This window comes from Pseudoalteromonas sp. c7(2019), from assembly GCF_011378625.1.
Lineage (GTDB): Bacteria > Pseudomonadota > Gammaproteobacteria > Enterobacterales > Alteromonadaceae > Pseudoalteromonas > Pseudoalteromonas arctica.
This window is the reverse complement of record NZ_WTKS01000019.1, coordinates 20,671-40,931: the sequence shown is the minus strand read 5'-3', so window position 1 is coordinate 40,931 and position 20,261 is coordinate 20,671. Positions and strand designations below refer to the sequence as shown.

The window sequence follows — 20,261 nt, the reverse complement described above, 5'->3', positions numbered from 1 at the left end:
CGAAGTAACTATTTAGTTACAAAAATAACAATTCAGGGGAATTATATGACATTAACTAACAAAGGTAGCGCGCGATTATTTAAAAAATCGTCGTTAACAGTTGCGCTAAGCAGCGCGATACTTGCAAGCATTTCATTTCAAGGTGTGGCTGCAGAAGATGACGAAATTACTAAAATAGAACGTGTACAAGTTACAGGCTCTCGCATTCGTTCAGCTGAGGCGATGTCATCAGCGCCTATTCAAGTTGTAGATAGCACAGCAATCGACGCATCTGGTTCATTAAATATTCAAGATTTACTACTAGATAATCCAGCATTTGGTTCACCGGCAATCAGTCGTACTAACTCAAACTTTAGTACAGCGAGTGCAGGTGTTGCGACTGTAGATTTACGTAATTTAGGTTCTAACCGTACATTGGTATTAGTTAACGGTCGTCGTTATGTATCAGGTGTACCAGGTAGCTCTGCTGTCGATTTAAACACTATTCCGAGCCAATTTATTGAACGTGTTGAAATTATGACAGGTGGTGCTTCATCTGTTTATGGCTCTGACGCTGTTGCTGGTGTAGTTAACTTTGTTTTAAAAGATGACTTTGAAGGCGTTGAGTTTGATGGTCAGTACGGTGAATCGAGTGAAGGTGATGATGAGTCACGCCAATTTAACTTTACCTCAGGCTTATCAAGCTCAGATGGTAAAGGACACGCAATGTTTCACCTTGGTTACTCTGATCAAGGCGCTGTTTTCTCACGTGACCGTGATCGCTCAGCGGTAGACCAATTTTCAGGTATTTTCTTCGAAGATGATCCAGTAGCAAATCCAGGTTCTGTATTTGATGCAGTAAGCCCGTTTTTATCTTCATTTCCACCACAAGGTCGTTTTAGCGCTGGGGATGAAACATTTACGTTTAATGATGCAAACAACCTACAAAACTCATTTAGTACTAATGGCGGCGATGGCGTAGCTGCAAATGGTTTTAACCGAAGCGGTGTACGTACAATAGCAATACCTACAGAACGTTACTTATTTGCCTCAAATGGTAGCTACGAGTTAAGCGACAAGCATAGCTTTTTTTATGAAGGCACTTACGCTGCAACAACAACCGTTTCTGAATTAGAGCCATTTCCTTTTGCCTCTGACGACATTTATGCAAATGGCCAGGTACCAATTGAATTTAATGTAAATGGTGAGCTTTTACGTAACGCGTTTGTTCCAGACGATATATATAACGCAGCAACCGATACCGACGGTGATGGCGCACGAGATATCTTCTTTGCAAAACGTTTAAGTGATATCGGTAATCGTGGAGCACGAGCAGAGCGTGATACATTCCGTTTAGCACTTGGTTTTCAAGGTGAAATAGCCGATGGTTGGTTTTACGATACTTACTATGTATACGGTAAAACAAAAGAGCAACAAGTTTCAGGCGGTCTAGTTAATGTACAAAGCTTCCGTCAAGGTTTAGAAGCTGTGATCGATAGCCAAGATTTAGATGGTGATGGTATTACTGATGAGGCTATCTGTATCGATGCGACAGCACGTGGCTTTAATTGTGCACCAGTAGACATTTATGGTTTTAATTCGTTATCGCAAGGTGCTATTGATTTTGTAAGTGCACCTAGTTCGCTTTCAACGTCGGTTGAGCAAGAAATCATTGGTGGTAATATTTCAGGTGATTTATTTGATTTACCAGCAGGTACGGTAGGTATTGCAGCTGGTTTTGAATACCGCGAAGAATTTTCACGCAGTGAATTTGATGCACTACAGCAAGCAGGTCTTAATGCGGGTAATGCAATCCCAGCAACAGAAGGCTCGTTTGATGTAACTGAGTATTATGTAGAAGCAAATATCCCTGTGCTTGATACTGTAACAATGAACGCAGCTGTTCGTTTATCTGACTATTCAACTGTAGGTAGCACTGAAAGTTGGAATGTGGGTGTTGATTGGGAAGTAATGGATAGCTTACGTTTACGTGCTACTCGTGCTCGTTCAACACGTGCTCCAAATATCGATGAACTATTTTCTCCGCCTTCACAAACTTTCCCAAGTGGCTTAAACGATCCATGTTTAGGTGTTACTAATAGTGGCGGTGGTGCTGCTGGTGATGCTTGTCGAACAGATGGTGGTGTTACAACTAATATCGCTTCAAATGGTGAGTTCACGCTTAACCAGTCTGACTTACAAGGCATTAGTGGCTTTAACCGTGGTAACCAAGATTTAAAAGAAGAAGTTGGTGACTCTGTAACAGTAGGTTTAGTATTTACACCAGAAAACCTAATATCAGGACTAGATATTACGCTTGATTACTTTGATATCGAAATTACAGATGCAATAGTATCAACACCTCGTCAGTTTATTCTTGACCAATGTTATGGCGGCGGCGATACAAGCTTTTGTGACTTTGTAACTCGTCGTAGTGCGCCATCAGGTAATAATAGTGCTGGTTCACTAGAATTTATCGACAGTGGTGTATCTAACAGTGGTGGTTTAGGTACAGAAGGTGTTGATTTAACACTAACGTACTCTGCTGATATTGGTCCTGGTGCGTTTAGAACTCGTCTTGCTTATACTTACCTAATCGATGGTTATAGCATTCCACTTCCAGGCGCTGATAAAGATGAGTTTGCTGGAGAAATTGGTGCATCAGAGCATAAAGCTAACTGGAACTTTGGTTATAAACTTAACGACTTTGATTTTAACTGGAGCTTAACTTACATTGGCGCTGCAGACTTTGATGATCAATTCTTAAGTGGTTTTGGTATTGCTCCAGGTGGAGTAGGGATTGGTTCAGTAACGTATCATGATGTTCAAGCAAGTTACCATATCAGCGATTCAACAGAGCTTTACGCTGGTGCAAGTAACTTATTTGATAAAGAGCCACCACGCATTTTATCGGGTGTGAGCGGTTCAAGTACTGGTACTGAAACTGATGCTGGTACGTACGACCCAATTGGTCAATCATTCTACATAGGTTTTAGAAGTAAATTCTAACCAACAATAACGACACTAATATAGTTACTTAATTAGTTACGTTCACAAAGCCTCAGTATCGCTGGGGCTTTTTTATTGGAAAAAATAATAAGAGCAGTAATGCTTATACATTGTTTATCCCAATATATGAGCATTGTGCCCACTTAAACCAAAAACAACGCCACTGGTAACAGGGGCGTTGTTTAGTATTGGGAGGAGACTAATATAGTAACCGAATCGCTTGATTATTTAACGATTTATCCCTATTTGTGGCCCTCTTCATTGAGGGCTTTTTTTTGCTAGTTTAGTCTAAGTAAGCCTTTAGCATCCAAACCAATTTTTCTTGCTCTGAGATGTAATCGCTCATTAGTGAGGCTGTACCTTCATCGTCTGCATCACCAGCTTGGCTTAAAATATCACGCTGCATGTGAATTAATGTGCTGTAACCAGCAAGTAGGTTTTCTACGGCTGTAACGCCATCACTAATACCTTTAGCTTCTTTGATTTTACTTACTTCAAGGTAATCAGAAAATGCATGTAGAGGTGCGCCATCTAACGTTAAAATACGTTCTGCAACTTCATCTACTTTAAGAAGTAGTAAGTTATAAATCTCTTCAAACTTAACGTGTAGTTCAAAAAAGTTACGGCCTTTAATATTCCAGTGAAAGCCACGCGCGTTCATGTATTGAATCTGGTAGCTACTCAATAATGTATTGAGTGACTTTATGATGTCTTCGCTTTTTGCGCTGTTTAGACCAATTGCGTTTACATGTGACATAACTTGCTCCTGAATAACCGTTTGTTTGTGAACTTGTGATAAGTATTACTAATTTCGATAAATTAGTAAAATCGTTTAAATGTATCTAGTTAATAGTTTTAACCTATTAGCTGTTTTTGATACCTATATTCACTTTAGACTATTAATAGAAGTGGGTCTGATTAATAAAAATACTACCCCTCAAAAGTAAATAAACCTCAAAAGTATATAAATCATGATCTAAAACAAACTTTATTCAAGGTAATAACTTAGCTATTTTTTTATTGATGCAGGTCAAAAATCATCCACCCTAACGGCGCATAATAATGTTGTCGAAATAATTAGGAGAGATAACATGCATGCAAAAACAGCGAAACAAAATAAAGCAGAGTTAATAGTGGTAGGAATTGCAGTCATCGCATTTGTACTTGGGTTAGTAGCGCACTTAGCGGGTGCAAGCTTTGCGAACTCAGATTTTTTTGGCTACATTGCGGCGCCGATTCCGCTTATATTGGCAGTGGTATTTTTAATTAGTTATAAAATAGCAGCCAATGCTGAGGATTAATCTTTCTCGTTTAAGCACTTTAAAATGTAATCGAGTACTTGGCGCGAGTAAATCATACTGGTATGGCTTAAATGAAACACTTTATGTTCGGCCATACCTTTAAGTTTGGTTTCATCTAGTAATACAGTGCCATCTGACTGGCTACCTTTGACTATTAAGGGCATAAGCCCAATAGGTAAATCGCCCGCAATACTGTAAAGCTTAGCCTTAAAAGGCCAATTACCATTTTTAGTGAGTAAAAACTCAACACTATTTTTTAAAAATGATTCAAACCCTTTTTGCTTCATCTTTTGCGCAATATGGCTGCCTTTGTGTGGAGTACCAAGCGTAATGACCTTCGTAACATTCTGGCTAGCAGGGGAGTTTGCCTCTAGGTAAGCACGTGCAATAAGCCCTCCCATAGAGTGGCATACAAGCGCTGCAGGCTCGTTAGAAATACACTCATCAATTTGTGCAAATATGGTATCGCGGTGAGGGTCGAGCGTATTATAGGTAATGTTTAATACTGTCATCCCCGATTCTTCAAGCCGTGAACAAAGTGGGCGCATAACAAAGCCAGACATATACAAGCCATGTAAAACAATAACGTGTTTAACTTTCATATGCTCCCTAATACCAATTTTATTAAAAACATGATCATTCTAGCGTATTAAATAATCCGCTACCTGCGTTAAAAATTATTTATATAGAACAACTATATGTCATAATTTTCGCCTTGTTATCGACTTATTTATTTGTCGCTATAATAGATAACTAATTTAATGCAATTGGTATAACTACCGTAATTACATTAACTGTAGCGGTTTTATTTCAATATTGGTTGTATCGGTATTTACCCATACTTCACCATCTTGAATGGTAATGGCGAGCTTAATTCCACGATCAACCAAAGCAGCAAGTGCTTGTGTTGCTGCATAATCAAGGCTAAAAACACTTAGATTTTTAAATTCATACAATTTAGGTTGGTGTTTTTGCCACCAAATTGCTTGATTGTTTTCACCATAAGTATATAGCACCACTTTTTTAGATTTATTACAGGCTTTTTTAAGGCGTTTTTCATCTGGTAAGCCAAGTTCAATCCATAGTTCTATTTCTTCACTATAGCTTACATGCCAAAGTTCAGGCTCATCATCAGCGCTTAATCCTTTAGTAAATTCTAAACCATCACAGCTATTTAGCGCAAAAGCGAGTAAGCGAATCATCAACCGCTGATCTGTTTCTGAAGGGTGTTGAGCCAAGGTTAAATTAAAATCTTGATAAACGTGGCGGTCCATATCGCTAAGCGATAACTGCACTTTCATAATGGTGGATTTAAGAGCCATAACAACTAATCTGAAAAAATTTGCGTCAGTATAGCGCAATTAAATGAATTGCCAGTTAAAATAGCGGTTAATTATACGTTAGGAGTTAAAAATGGCTATCCAGTGGTTCCCTGGGCATATGAATAAAGCCCGCAATGAAATTAAAGAAATAATGCCACAAATGGATGTGATCATTGAAGTGCTTGATGCGCGCATTCCCTACAGTAGTGAAAACCCGATGGTGGCAACCTTGCGTGAAGGTAAGCCGGTCATCAAAATTTTGAACAAAGCTGATTTAGCTGATCCTAAAATGACTCAAATCTGGAAAGATTATTTTGAGCAAGAAAATGGTGTTAAAGCGATTTCTTTTGGACATGATAAAGCAGCTGAAGTAAGTCGTATAAATGAGCTTTGTAAAAAGTTAGTGCCGCATAAAGTGGGTGCAGATAAGCAAATTAAAGCCATGATAATGGGTATTCCTAACGTGGGTAAATCTACGTTAATTAATGTACTGGCTGGACGCATAGTTGCAAAAACAGGTAATGAACCTGCGGTAACCAAAGCACAACAACGCATTAAGCTTGAAGACGGTATTATGCTTTACGATACGCCAGGTATGTTGTGGCCAAAAGTAGAGAATGAAAACTCAGGTTATCGTTTAGGCGCTACCGGTGCCATTCGTGATACGGCGCTTGAGTATGAAGAAGTAGCAAGTTACACCGCTGAGTACTTATTGCGTGCATACCCTGAGCTTTTAAAAGCGCGTTATAAAATAGCTGATCTTCCTGAGAGTGATTGGGAATTTGTTGAAATGGCGGGTAAAAAACGCGGCTGTATTCGTGGTGGTAATCAAATAGACACATATAAAATGTCTGAAATACTAATCAACGAATTACGCGACGGTATTATTGGCCGTATTACTATGGAAACTCCGCAAATGCGTGAGGAAGAAGAAGTAATGGTTGCTGGTTTACGCGCCGCTGCAGAAGCTAAAAAAGCAGCTAAAGAAGAAGAGAAGCTTCAACGCCGGGCAAGAGCTCGTAAAAACCGTCGTTAATATTTAACCAGAGTTCAGGTTATTTAATTAAAGTGATTTAGTTTTATTAAATTACAGACATAAAAAAAGCCCGTAAGGGCTTTTTTAGTTTCATATCTACCGTCACCGATATGAGCAATGTAGCAAGTAAAATAGTAGGGCGGTTACTCATCATCAACATCAAGGGGCGTTGCGGTTCATAACAAGTAACCATAGCTGTTTACGTGCGCCACACGTTGTTTCAGGGTCGAGAAACAAATCAATTCATTCCTTAACAAGTGGTATGCAATCCGCCTTGTTGATATTGATTATCAGTTAGATCTAACTATCTGTCAACACCTAAATGCAAATAATTCTTATTATTGTGACGCTTGTTTTTTATTCATATATAAATCGGCTAGTTAGCACTGCCATTTCATAAAAATGCTTATCTTGGCTGAACAATTAAGAATAAAAAATAGATGTTTAATACTTATTGAATAATTTGATATGAATTTTTATTATAAAAGTATTGATCTTTCAAAGTTAAAATAAATTCAAGCTAGGAATGATTTTATCGCCTTCCAAGACAGCGACTGCTTTGATATCAAATAAAATAGTCTCTTATAAAATCTTAACCCCCAAAGATCAACAGCCTTTAATTAGTGGCTAAAAATATTCGTACTTAATTGGATATTTTAAGCCACTAACGCACTTTATTTGCTGTTATACGTAAATTAATCTGCTCCACTAGTACTTTATCCTGCTTGTTTAGACGCCCTACAATGAGCAAGAAATCACTACCGTCAGTTTTTATTACTTTAATGCTTGTGTTATCAAGTTTGGTTTTACCGTAGGTGGTTTCTATTTTTTCTATGTCTTTAAAGTGACTAAGATCCGATTCAAGCCTGCCGTCATCGTTTTTGTAGTAACTAAAAATATAGTTCTCGGTTATTCCGTTACCGTCTTCTCGGTAATCAAATACTGCATCGCTATAAAAATAAAGTATTTCTTCGTTTTCAGGTGTTAGGCGATTACGTTTTAAAAAGTGTACTTGGTAAGACCATAAACTATCGCCTTTTATAATTGCGGCATTGGGTAAAATATTTACTTCTTGAAGTACGCCTAAAAATAATAGAGGTGCAAACGCAAGCGAGATTAAATACTGTCTAATTCGCCAGTACGAGTTGTAATGTAGGGCTTCTTTACTTGTATCGGTTTGTTCAATGTAACTAACTAGAGGCAACCATAAAAATGGCATTATACAAATCACTATGGTTGCGTATTCGTCCATACGATAAGCAAAGACGCTGGCGAGTACCATTAGCCAGAGTGTTAAGGCAGTCCAGTTAGGCATTACTCTATTTTTGTTTAACTGTTGTTGGCTGTGCTCTGCAAGTGCGAGATACAAAGGGTAATACCATAAAAATGCAAATATACCTCGAGCAATAGGCATAATACTTGAGTTATCGCGCTCTTTAATGGCTTTAAAGTTACGATAACTCCAGTAGTTAACAAATATGCCTAAACTTAAAATACTGTAAATAATAAACTTAGTTACAGATACTGCATAAAATGGACTATCTTCAAATTTTACTTTCTTTGCTGACTCTAATCGCCAATCGGCGAAAAAGAATATGAGTACTAAAATATAGCCAGCCAACACATATTTAAGCCAACTATAACCAAAGCTATCTAGCACATCAGCTGTTGTTTGAGGTGTTTCGGTCGTTTTCGCGTATTTTAGAATAGGGTAATGGGTTGCTGATATTAACTTTTTACGCTGTGCTAAATAATCATCTATTTGAGCGGCTTTAATATGATCTTGTTTTGCGTAATAGTCATAACTCAGTGTTAAAACGTTATCATTAAATTCAGTAGTTGTTTTTAGATTGAAGTAGTCGTTATCAATTTCTTGTTGATCGCTATCAAATCCCCAACCTTTTTCTGCAAAATGTAGTTTTATTGTGGTGTTAATTATATTGGGGTAGCCAAAGTAGAGTGGGTCGGTGCGATTTACCTGCTTTGGTTCGTAAACGCTATTTTGTATTTCATTCGCGTAAAAACTAGCTTCGTAGCCTTCGTCTGTTTTTTCCCAAAATTCACTAATTAAATACGATTCTTTGGTTATTAGTTTACCCTTTTGTTCTTGTTCACTAATAGTCATTGCTTCATTGATTGATAGACCCTTTAAAAAGCCTTGGTAATACTCGAAGTAAGATTTAGCAACGCTATTTAGACCACTGCTGGCTATATTGCTTCTTCGGTTAATAGCTTCAAATTCAGCATAAGTGTACTGGGTTTCAAAACGTGATGGCTCAGATACTTTTTCAGCAATAAAAAAGTTATCTTCTACAGATACATTTGTATGTACAGGTTTTTGCGCCATTGAAGTTAAAGTGGTTTCACCTTTATCAATAATTAGGGCATAGCCATAATCAGGCTGTGCTAAATATTCGAGAGTACCTCGTTGGTAGCTAACCGTAGGATCGAGCCAGTAGCGTTTTCCGTTTTGTTTAAGCGTAACAATTACGTGATTAAATACACTTGCAGAAGGTGGAAGTTCTTTTAAACGTTTGGTTTCCTCTGTATCAACTAGCGCAGGGAAGGCCTCTATATCCATCGCTTTTAATAACGAGATAAGCAGTACTGTTTTATCTTTGCAATCGCCATATCGTAGCGAAAGCGTTTCTGAAGCTGACGTTGGTTGATGCGAGTTAGTGCCCATTTCAAGCCCTAAATATCGAACTTCGTCTTGGCTAAAGCGCAGTGCTGCTGCAATTTTGTCTGATGTTTTTGTGTGTTTCGCTTTTATTTCTTCAGCTACATCCAAAATGCTGTTTGGGGTTTCTATGGCTGATTGATAAAGTGGATATGCCCAGTTAACTACCTGACCCCAATCGTCAAACTCAGAAAAGTAAACTTGTGTATATGGGTCGTACCACGTTGGGGTTTGAGAATTTTGCTCGAGTAAGGGTTCTTCAAAAAGAGTTATAGAATAATCTTTGCCATATTTGTTAAGCGTTTCTTGAATATCTGCTGTGCCGTTTATTGTATTAATATGTAAAGGCGTTTGTTTACCCCAAAGTACACGCATATTTTGTTGCACTACGGGTACCGACCAGTTTAGCGTGCGTCTTGTACTAAATTTATTAGCATATATAGGGTTGCTACCTGCCACTGTGTAGCTGTAATCAAGTATGTCGCCACTGCGCATATCATCAATAATAATGTTGAGTGATAAGCTACCATTATAAATACGATCAGCTAACTCAGATTCACCTTGTATAACCGTCATTCTCGCGCTGCCAAGCTTATCAATACGCTCATTATTTCTAATAATCGTTAAGCTGTTTAGTGTTAGCGACTCATAACTTGGATCAAAATCAAGATTAAGCTGGCTTATATAATCAACACCACTTTGATTTAAAGCTTTCATAACCAAACGCGTATAGCGTTGCTGTTTTTGTCTGCTCGGTATATAGGATTGGTTATCGAGTAACAAATAAAGTGTGCCGTCACGTACTTTGGTTATGTCGGAATGCTTGGGTTGCTCAATAATATGTGTATTAACCCAATTAGCTGGTTTATCTATTTTATATTGCTGCGCAAAAATACTATGAGAGGAAATTAATAAGGTAAGTGCAATTAGCCAAGAGCTGAGTCGAAGGAAGTTCCATTTCATTGTAGGGTCTTATAGTTGTTTTTATAAATACTATTGAAGGAATAATGTACCAAATTCAGGCTTTTTTGACAATGTGATGTTAACAAATTCATTGTTGAGCAGTTAATTAATAGTATATAAATAAACTGCTATGGTAAGTGCGAAACGCTTAACCCCCCTCAAATGTTCCTAAAATGATTTTCTAGTTGTATTGCTAAATCATAATTAGCTAAGCCTACTTTATTGTGGGCTTTATTAGAGCTGCAAAAATCCTATCTATTTATTCGTACGGTAATCATTCAAACCTTTAAAAGTGTTTATAAATCAAAATATAACAGTAACTGTTTTTGCTCTTTTTGTTCATGAACTTTATGAGCAAAAAGCATATAACGATCATCAATGCACCTTACCTTCTAAATATTTAGTTAATTTCACGTTAACAATAAGCTGCGAGTTAGATAGCAGTTTGTCGTCGCTTATCTACCTGACAATAAATACATACACAAGCGTGGAGAAAATAATGAAAGCAAGTAACACACAACTCGCTTTGGCAGTTGCTGCAGCATTAGCAAGTACATCCGTTTTAGCCGATAACGATACGCAAAAACTACAAGAGCAATTAGATGCGTTACAAAAAGAAGTAAGTGCATTAAAAACAACCAGTGGTTTTAATTTAGAGTTTGGTGGACGGATTCAGCTCGACTACAACTATTTTGATGGTGCTTACAATGCTGATAACGAGGGCTCTGGCGGGAGCAATTTTTTCCCTCGTCGTATTCGTACTTACGTTGAAAGTGAGCACGGAAATTGGGATCACAAGTTGTTACTCGAGTTTGCCGAAGGCACTGCTGAAATAGTGATGGCGCGTGTTCGTTATGCGTTTGATAACGGACTTAAAGTTAAAGCAGGTAAAATTCGCGAAGATATATCGCTAAATGCATTAACCAGTTCAAAGCACATTAATACAATTGAGCGTAGTTCGCTTGCCAATACTTTCTCCCCATTTTTTCGTTGGGGCGCTTCTGCCTATCAATATTTTAAAGACTCTGGCTTTCGTTACGCGATAGGCGTTTATAAAAATGATGCATTTGGTGCAACAGGTAGCGATGAAAACGATAAGCTTACTCTTGCTATTACTGGGCGTGCTACATGGTCGAGTACATCACCTGGCGATGTAATTCATTTAGGCGTGTGGCATTCATATCGCGATATGGGTGGCAATGAATTAGGCGCACGTTTTGCGCGTGGTGAAGTGCGCGAGACTAATACTCGCCTTGTTGATTATGCTGCTGGTGGTGTAACAAGCCCACTTGATAGTTTATCGCAAACCGGTCTTGAGTTTGCTTATCAGGCGGATTCTTTAACACTTGAGGCTGAATATGCAAGCCGCTCACTTGATGCCGCTAATAGTGCTGATTTTTTAGATGGCGAGCGCTTTGATGGTTTTCATGTATCGGCAAGTTACTTTTTAGGTAGAGAACAGCGCCAATACAAAGCGAGCTCTGCATTATTTGTACAACCTAAAAATATTAAAGATGCATGGGAGTTGGTGGCACGTGTTTCAGAAGTAGATGCTACAAGTAGCTTACAAGGCACAAAAGCGACAACTTATACATTAGGTACATCTTATTACGTAAGTAGTGATATTAAGTTTATGGGTAATCTAATTTACAGCGATGTAGAAGGTGCCGGTACTACTGCGCTGGTTGGCGACGAAGACTCTGGTATGGGCTTTAGTGCACGTATGCAGTATTTATTTTAAAGGGACACACAATGAAATTATTTAAATCATTACAAACGACCATATTTGCAGCATCGTTAGTACTTAGTAGCCCAATGGCAATGGCCGACACTCACTTTTTAATCCCTGGCGGACCTGGTGGTGGTTGGGATACAACAGCCCGTGGTATAGGCGAAGGGTTAGTTAAGTCGGGCATTGAAAATAATGCATCTTTTCAAAATATGTCTGGTGGTGGAGGCGGTCGTGCTATTGCGTATTTAATTGAGTCGGGCACTAAAAAGGGCGATATTTTAATGGTTAACTCAACGCCTATCGTATTGCGCGCGTTAAGTGGCCGAATTCCTTATAGCTATCGCGATTTAACACCTGTAGCCAGTATGATTGCAGATTATGGCGCGTTTGTAGTGCGTAACGATTCTCCATTTAAAACTTGGGAGGATGTTATTAAATCAATAAAAGAAGATCCAAGTTCGGTAAAAGTAGCGGGCGGTTCTGCTCGCGGCAGTATGGATCACTTAGTGGCGGCTCAAGCAGTTAAAGCTGCGGGTATAGATGGTCGACGCCTACGTTATATTCCTTACGATGCAGGCGGTAAAGCTAAGGCTGGGTTGCTTTCAGGCGAAGTGAATTTACTTTCTACTGGCTTAAGTGAAGCGCTTGAAGTAGCTAACGGTGGTCAAGCACGTATTTTAGCGGTTACATCGGGTGAGCCCTTACCTGATTACCCAAAAATACCAACACTTAAGTCACTAGGTTACGATATGGAATTTGTTAATTGGCGTGGTCTTTTTGCTGCGCCTAATTTACCCGCTGAAAAGTTAGCACAGTACACAAAAAAACTACGTGAGTTGCAAAGTACACCTGAGTGGGAAGCTGTACGAGCTCGTAACGGTTGGCTAAATCTTTTTCAAGAAAAAGATGAGTTTATTAAGTCACTAGAAGCACAAGAAGTGCAGCTTAGAGCTGTAATGGAAGAGCTTGGCTTTATCCGCACATTGCCGTAATCGAGGTTTAAAATGACGAATCGAGAATTAATAGGGCCAAGTTTATTCTTGGCGCTATTTACTTTATACGCTGTGGTTGCATGGCAAATTCCGCTACTACCGTTTGAAGAATACGAAACGGTTACCTCAGCGACACTTCCTAAAGTATATGCCGGGTTTGGTATTGTGGTGTGCTTACTTTCTATTGGTTCAACATTGCTTAAACCAAGAGAGAAAACTAATACTGATGATGTTCTTGAAAAGTCACACGTACTGCGCACCTTTGGTTTATTAATATTAATGGTAATTTATAGCGCGGCACTGGAGCCAATTGGTTTTTTAATTTCTACTAGTGCGTTTTTGCTTGCGGGCTTTTTTGTGATGGGCGAAAGACGTAAGGGAATTTTGCTATTTGCATCGATACCGGTTGCGGTGGTTTTTTGGTTTTTGATGACTCAAGTATTAGGTATTTACTTGGTTCCGGGCGATTTGTGGAGTTAAGTTATGTTTGATGGAATTATGCTTGGTTTGTCGACCGTGCTCGACTTTAATAATTTAATGTACGTTATAGCTGGCTGCTTGGTAGGTACTTTTATAGGTATGTTACCAGGATTGGGGCCAATTACCGCAATTGCCTTGATGATCCCAATTACTTACAGCATTGGCGCCGATTCGGGCATGATTTTAATGGCGGGTGTTTATTACGGCGCTATTTTTGGTGGCTCTACGTCATCTATTTTAATTAATGCGCCTGGCGTGGCGGGTACGGTAGCTTCCTCCTTTGATGGCTACCCGCTTGCTAAACAAGGGCACGCAGGTAAAGCATTGGCAATTGCTGCTTATTCCTCCTTTATAGGCGGAACGATTGGCGCCATATTATTAATGGTAGCTGCACCTTTATTAGCAAAAGTGTCATTGAGTTTTCAATCCCCTGATTATGTTGTGTTGATGTTTTTAGGCTTAACAGCTATTGCAGCATTTTCAAATAAAGGGCAATTTTTAAAAGCAATGATGATGACTGTGTTTGGCTTGATGCTAGCAACGGTTGGTATTGATCCATCATCAGGGACTGACCGATTTACCTTTGGGCAACCTGATTTACTCGACGGAATAAGCTTTTTACTGGTTGCTATGGCAACGTTTGCATTAGCCGAGGCGCTTGTAAATGTTGTAAAACCAGAGAAAAAAGATGCTAAAAACATTAATGACTCAGACACACCGCAAATAGGTTCAACCAAGTTAAGTAAAGCCGAGATTAAAGAGATAGCACCAGTGATTGGTCGCTCGTCTATTTTAGGTTTTATAGTGGGGGTGTTACCGGGTGCTGGTGCAACTATTGCAAGCTTTATGGCTTATGCAACAGAGCGAAATTTAGCGCCAAAAGGTTTGAAAGAAAAGTTTGGTAAAGGCTCATTACGTGGTTTAGCTGCGCCAGAGTCGGCAAATAATGCGGCGTGTACAGGATCGTTTGTTCCACTGTTAACGCTTGGTATTCCGGGCTCAGGTACTACGGCAATTATGCTAGGTGCTTTGATTGCTTACGGCATTCAACCAGGTCCAATGCTTATGCAAGAAAACCCAAGTGTATTTTGGGCGGTTATTGTAAGTATGTACTTTGGTAATATTGTACTGCTTATTTTAAATTTGCCGCTTATTCCTTACTTTGCAAAAGTATTAGCAATGCCTAAGTCGGTACTCACCGTGATGATATTGTTCTTTAGCTTAATTGGTGTTTACTTAGTGTCCTTCAATACCTTCGACTTATTTATGATGGTAGGATTTGCGGTGGTTGCGCTAGTATTGCGATTACTGTCATTTCCTATGGCACCATTATTATTAGGTTTTATATTAGGAGATATGATTGAGCGAAACTTCCGTCGTTCAATGATGATTTCTGATGGCTCATTAAGCTTTTTATGGGATCGTCCGCTAACATTGAGCATATTTGTAATTTCAATTTTAGTGCTGTTGTTTCCGTTAAAAGATTATTTAATGCAACGCCGTGCAGACAAAGTAAATGCATAATTGAGAATGAAATGAAAAACACCAACAAGCTAAATCCATTGCAAAACATGGCCATAAAACCTAAGCGATTAGAAACACGATTAATTATTTGGGTAACAGGATTGTGTGTATTGCAGGCTTTATTATTTGGCGCGTTGGTGTATCAACTTACAGCGCAAAGCTTACATAACCATATTGGTGATAAAGCATTAGCTGTAGCAAGCAGTATTGCCACACGTGCTGATGTAATTAATGCACTGAAAATACCTAGTGACTTAACCGCTATTAACATGCAAATTGAAGATTTACGACAGCTTGTAGGTGCTGATTTTATTGTTGTTGGCGATGAAAATGCGCTTCGTATTGTGCATCCAGATGAAGATAAAATTGGCAAAAAAATGGTCGGAGGCGATAGCCAAGCTGCATTAAAAGGTGAACGCTATATTTCGGTGGCCCATGGTAGCTTAGGTGAATCAATTCGTGGCAAAGTGCCGGTGTACGCAGGTAATAATGAAATAGTAGGCGTTGTATCGGTTGGTTTTTTAGTACAATCAATCGATCCGCTTATTCTCTCTCGCAGTAGTGAAATTTTAATATGGGGCTTAATACTTGTAGGTTTAAGTATACTGGCGGCTATTTATATTGGACAGCGTGTCAGAAATGCTATTTTTGGCCTGCAGCCAGATGAAATTGCACGTTTGTTTTCAGAACAAGATGCAATTTTAAATACGGTACGCAGCGGTATTATTGCACTCGACCCGGACGGAAAAGTACGAAAACTCAATCAACGCGCCTGCGAAATATTAGATAAACCAACTTCAATTATTAATCAGAACCTCAGCTTAAACGATTTATTACCTGAACATGCAGAATTTTTATTGCGTAATCAGCGACGTAAAATAGTGGGTTTTGAATTATTTGCCGCCGATAAACGCCTTATATTATCGAGATTTTCTTTGCAAGTGCAAGGGCAGGCGGATGGTATTTTACTGAGTATGCGCCCCTCTGATGAACTTGAGTATTTAAGCCAACAACTTACTAAAGTTCAGGCTTTTGCAGAGCTTTTAAGGGTACAAACTCATGACTATTCTAATAAGCTCAACTTAATTGGTGCGTTAGTGCAAATGGGCAAAAACGAACAAGCTATAGAAATAATAGGGCAAGAAAGCCAGGGCTCTCAGGCACAAATTCATAACTTGTTAGAGCGCATACAAGACCCTGTGCTTGCTGGTTTGTTGGTGGGTAAATATCATAAAGCAAGAGAATTAAATGTTGCGCTTGAGCTTAACCCCGACAGCCTACTTGGTGTTATTGCACGTAAAGATATGCTCGAGCGAGTTGTATCTATTTTAGGTAACCTTATAGATAATGCGATTGAGGCTGCTATTAGGTCATCGAACTCTCGCTCTGCAAAAGTACGGGTAACCGTTGATGAAACCAGCCAAACTCTCTTATTTGATGTAGAAGATACAGGCTTTGGGTTAGGTTCTGACCATGATGTTATTTTTACCCCTCAGTACAGCTCTAAATCAGGAGCAGAGCATGGTATTGGTTTATATTTAGTAAAAACAAATTTAGACTCATGCGGTGGCACGTTAGAAATTGGTGAGTCAGACCTACTTGGTGCAAGACTAAGTGTTTACATTCCAAAATAATAAGAGCATTAAACATGACGTATTCAGTAGTAATAATTGAAGACGAAGTAGAGGTAGCACAGCTATTAGCGCAGTACTTGTTATTACCAAATGGTGTCGCAGGTAGTCAAACGCCAAAGCAAAGTTTAAGGCAAGCACAGTATCAGGTAGTGGGCATTGCAGGTAATTTAAGCACGGCAACAGCCTTACTGCATGCAATTGAACCCGATTTGATTTTACTCGATATACATTTACCTGATGGTAACGGACTTGATTTATTGACCGACTTACGACGTCGAACGATTAAAAGTGAGGTTATGCTGCTCACTGCTGCAAAAGAGGTCGAAACCCTTGAAAAAGCAATGCAGTTAGGTGCATGCGACTTTTTAGTAAAACCATTAATGTTAAACCGACTTGATCAAGCACTCGCACGTTTTGAATCACGTCAGCAATGTTTTTCTGATGCAAGTGAAGTAACGCAGTCAATGGTTGATACGTTATTTGGTTCAAAGCAGCAAACCAACACGTCTGTTCGTTTACCAAAAGGGGTCGATCAACTTACCCTGCAAAAAATACATGATGCTTTTGTAGAGCACGCAACCACTGCATTTACCGCTCAGCAAATGGGCGATTTGGTTGGTGTTAGTCGCTCTACAGCACGCCGTTACTTGGAGTATTTGCTTGAATCAGGTAAGTTAACAGCGGATCAAAGTTATGGCAGTATTGGCCGCCCTGAACGTTGCTATAAAATAGCGAAGTAACTTTTTGTACCTAAGGCTTAAATATTAAATTTCATTTATTTCAATGCCTTACGTTTTTTTTGTTATGTTTGATATTTAATAGATTCTGACGATAAAAAAAATATGTTGAATTGATTGCATTTTAAGCGGCTTGTATGGTGATGTTCGCTTTAAGTGATGTTATACTCCTGCGGAATAATTTATCGACTTTATTAAGAGCAAAATTAATGGCAGATTTATCGAAGTACAGAAACATTGGTATTTTCGCGCACGTTGATGCGGGTAAGACCACGACTACTGAGCGTATCCTAAAGCTTACTGGTCAAATCCATAAAACTGGTGAGGTTCATGATGGTGAATCTACTACTGACTTCATGGAACAAGAAGCTGAGCGCGGTATTACTATTCAGTCTGCGGCTGTAAGCTGTTTCTGGAAAGATCACCGTTTTAACGTTATCGATACTCCTGGACACGTTGACTTCACAGTTGAAGTTTACCGTTCACTTAAAGTACTAGATGGCGGCATCGGTGTGTTCTGTGGTTCTGGTGGTGTTGAACCACAATCAGAAACTAACTGGCGTTATGCTAATGATTCAGAAGTTGCACGTATTATCTTCGTAAATAAATTAGACCGTATGGGTGCTGATTTTTACCGTGTAACTGAGCAAGTACGTAAAGTACTTGGCGCAACTCCACTAATCATGACTTTACCAATTGGTATTGAAGATGAGTTTGTTGGTGTTGTAGATGTTTTAACTAAAAAAGCATACGTTTGGGATGACACTGGTCTTCCTGAAAACTACGAAATCACAGACATTCCTGCAGACATGGTAGATAAAACTGACGAGTATTATGAAATGCTTGTTGAAACTGCCCTTGAGCAAGACGATGCACTACTTGAAGCTTACATGGAAGGTGAAGCACCTTCTTTAGAAGACATCAAACGTTGTATCCGTAAAGGTACTCGTGACCTTGCTTTCTTCCCAACATACTGTGGTTCTGCGTTTAAGAACAAAGGTATGCAGCTTATTCTTGACGCTGTTGTTGATTACTTACCATGTCCTACAGAAGTTGATCCTCAACCTCTTATGGATGAAGAAGGTAACGAAAATGGCGAGTTCGCAGTAGTATCTACTGACGAACCTTTCAAAGCGTTAGCATTCAAAATAATGGATGACCGTTTTGGTGCATTAACATTCGTACGTATTTACTCAGGTAAACTAAACAAGGGTGACACTATCCTTAACTCGTTTACTGGTAAAACTGAGCGTGTTGGCCGTATGGTTGAGATGCAAGCAGATGATCGTAACGAATTAACTAGCGCACAAGCTGGTGACATCATTGCTATCGTAGGTATGAAAAACGTGCAAACTGGTCACACTCTATGTGATCCTAAGCACCCAGTAACACTTGAGCCAATGGTATTCCCAACTCCAGTAATCTCGATTGCTGTACAGCCTAAAGATAAAGGCGGTAATGAGAAAATGGGTGTTGCTATCGGTAAAATGGTTGCAGAAGATCCATCTTTCCAAGTTGAGACTGATGAAGATTCAGGCGAGACTATCCTTAAAGGTATGGGTGAGCTTCACTTAGATATCAAAGTAGATATTCTTAAGCGTACTTACGGCGTAGACCTTATTGTTGGTCAACCACAAGTTGCTTACCGTGAAACTATCACTAAAGAAATTGAAGATAGCTACACGCATAAGAAACAATCTGGTGGTTCTGGTCAGTTCGGTAAAATCGACTACCGCATCAAGCCAGGCGAAGTTGCTTCAGGTTTCACGTTTAAATCATCAGTTGTTGGTGGTAACGTACCTAAAGAATTCTGGCCTGCAGTTGAGAAAGGCTTCAAGTCAATGATGGGTACTGGTGTTCTAGCTGGCTTCCCTGTACTTGACGTTGAAATTGAACTTTTCGACGGTGGTTTCCATGCCGTGGATTCATCTGCAATCGCGTTCGAAATCGCTGCTAAAGGCGCTTTCCGTCAATCGATCCCTAAAGCGGGCGCACAACTTCTTGAGCCAATCATGAATGTTGACGTGTTCACTCCAGAAGATCACGTTGGTGACGTAATCGGTGACCTTAACCGTCGTCGTGGCATGATGAAAGACCAAGAAGCTGGTTTAACAGGCAGCCGTATTAAAGCTGACGTACCGTTATCAGAAATGTTCGGTTACATCGGTACACTACGTACAATGACATCTGGTCGTGGTCAGTTCTCTATGGAGTTCTCACACTACGCTGCATGTCCGCAAAACGTTGCTGATACAGTAATCGCTGCAGAAAAAGAGAAAAAAGCTGCTAAGTAATTAGCTCTTTAACTCTTTAAAAAAACCCGCACATGTTGCGGGTTTTTTATTGCCTATAATTTGGTTTTATTTTTTTAGTTGTTTATAACTACTTTTTATTATTAATTAGTCCTATGTTACTAATTAATAAAAAGGTACTAGAGAGCAATTTATTTACCTCAATCACTTAATTGGTTGGTTTATAAGAGGTTAATTGTAAAGTAAATGTAACTGTATGAATTTTAAGAACTTCTATTGATGCATCTATATACGTAATGTAGAATACTAGCACTTTTAGACTAGAGCTCTAAAGTCAGATAAGGAAGTCTCCGCAGCAGAGACGTTTGCTATTAATTCTATATAAGACGTAACAATCATGAAATCTATTAAATTAGCACCAAACTGGTGGCTACAATTTACAAAATGCGTTTTAGCATTCAGCTTAATATTTTTAATTCATATTATATTTTCTGTGAACCTAAAAATTGTTTTTCTCACTGTAATGCCAGCTCTACTGATTATTACTACTTTTAATATTCTTCATCTTCGTTTTTTACATTGTTATAAAGCAGGCATTTGTTATACGCGTTTATGCACAA

14 protein-coding genes are annotated in these 20,261 nt (G+C 39.0%); 10 read left to right on the top strand and 4 right to left on the bottom strand.

Annotated elements, in window-relative coordinates:
* Positions 1–45: 45 nt before the first annotated feature.
* Positions 46–2,988, top strand: coding sequence for a TonB-dependent receptor (locus GQR38_RS17745; RefSeq protein ID WP_165722827.1), 2,943 nt, complete (start codon positions 46–48; stop codon positions 2,986–2,988).
* 283 nt (positions 2,989–3,271) lie between these two features.
* Here GQR38_RS17745 and GQR38_RS17740 read toward each other — a convergent pair whose 3' ends face one another.
* Positions 3,272–3,745, bottom strand: coding sequence for a Dps family protein (locus tag GQR38_RS17740; RefSeq protein WP_004334993.1), 474 nt, complete (start codon positions 3,743–3,745; stop codon positions 3,272–3,274).
* Positions 3,746–4,079: 334 nt separating this feature from the next.
* Between GQR38_RS17740 and GQR38_RS17735 the strand changes: the two genes are divergently transcribed.
* Positions 4,080–4,289, top strand: a complete 210-nt coding sequence (locus tag GQR38_RS17735) for a hypothetical protein (RefSeq protein ID WP_007579816.1) — start codon at positions 4,080–4,082, stop codon at positions 4,287–4,289.
* On the opposite strand, the gene GQR38_RS17730 is transcribed toward GQR38_RS17735, so the two are convergent.
* Positions 4,286–4,891 carry an alpha/beta fold hydrolase gene (locus GQR38_RS17730; protein ID WP_010554854.1) on the bottom strand — a complete coding sequence of 202 codons (606 nt, stop codon included), beginning with the start codon at positions 4,889–4,891 and terminating at the stop codon, positions 4,286–4,288. The genes GQR38_RS17735 and GQR38_RS17730 overlap by 4 nt on opposite strands.
* Positions 4,892–5,074: 183 nt before the next feature.
* Positions 5,075–5,611, bottom strand: a complete 537-nt coding sequence (locus GQR38_RS17725) for a YaeQ family protein (protein WP_033026171.1) — start codon at positions 5,609–5,611, stop codon at positions 5,075–5,077.
* 91 nt (positions 5,612–5,702) lie between these two features.
* On the opposite strand from GQR38_RS17725, the gene ylqF reads away from it, so the two are divergent.
* On the top strand, positions 5,703–6,647 hold the full coding sequence (gene ylqF, locus GQR38_RS17720) for a ribosome biogenesis GTPase YlqF (RefSeq protein ID WP_165722828.1): 945 nt from the start codon (positions 5,703–5,705) through the stop codon (positions 6,645–6,647).
* Positions 6,648–7,311: 664 nt separating this feature from the next.
* Here the strand turns inward: ylqF and GQR38_RS17715 are convergent.
* Positions 7,312–10,290 carry a DUF3857 domain-containing transglutaminase family protein gene (locus tag GQR38_RS17715; RefSeq protein ID WP_165722829.1) on the bottom strand — a complete coding sequence of 993 codons (2,979 nt, stop codon included), beginning with the start codon at positions 10,288–10,290 and terminating at the stop codon, positions 7,312–7,314.
* A 499-nt stretch (positions 10,291–10,789) separates the two neighbouring features.
* On the opposite strand from GQR38_RS17715, the gene GQR38_RS17710 reads away from it, so the two are divergent.
* The 7 genes from GQR38_RS17710 to fusA all read left to right on the top strand — a co-directional run bounded on the left by GQR38_RS17710 (position 10,790) and on the right by fusA (position 19,683).
* The gene (locus GQR38_RS17710; RefSeq protein ID WP_165722830.1) at positions 10,790–12,031 is read left to right on the top strand and encodes a porin; all 1,242 of its coding nucleotides are present in this window, start codon (positions 10,790–10,792) and stop codon (positions 12,029–12,031) included.
* Between the two features lie 11 nt (positions 12,032–12,042).
* Positions 12,043–13,014, top strand: coding sequence for a tripartite tricarboxylate transporter substrate-binding protein (locus tag GQR38_RS17705; protein ID WP_024589481.1), 972 nt, complete (start codon positions 12,043–12,045; stop codon positions 13,012–13,014).
* Between the two features lie 12 nt (positions 13,015–13,026).
* Positions 13,027–13,494, top strand: coding sequence for a tripartite tricarboxylate transporter TctB family protein (locus GQR38_RS17700; RefSeq protein ID WP_008136528.1), 468 nt, complete (start codon positions 13,027–13,029; stop codon positions 13,492–13,494).
* 3 nt (positions 13,495–13,497) lie between these two features.
* Positions 13,498–15,018, top strand: coding sequence for a tripartite tricarboxylate transporter permease (locus tag GQR38_RS17695; protein ID WP_008136529.1), 1,521 nt, complete (start codon positions 13,498–13,500; stop codon positions 15,016–15,018).
* A gap of 11 nt (positions 15,019–15,029) precedes the next feature.
* Complete coding sequence (locus tag GQR38_RS17690) at positions 15,030–16,652, top strand: sensor histidine kinase (RefSeq protein WP_165722831.1); 1,623 nt, start codon at positions 15,030–15,032, stop codon at positions 16,650–16,652.
* Between the two features lie 14 nt (positions 16,653–16,666).
* Complete coding sequence (locus GQR38_RS17685; protein ID WP_024589479.1) at positions 16,667–17,392, top strand: response regulator; 726 nt, start codon at positions 16,667–16,669, stop codon at positions 17,390–17,392.
* A gap of 206 nt (positions 17,393–17,598) precedes the next feature.
* Entirely contained in the window at positions 17,599–19,683 is a 2,085-nt protein-coding gene (fusA, locus tag GQR38_RS17680) for an elongation factor G (RefSeq protein WP_010554859.1), read from the top strand.
* Positions 19,684–20,261 lie beyond the last annotated feature (578 nt).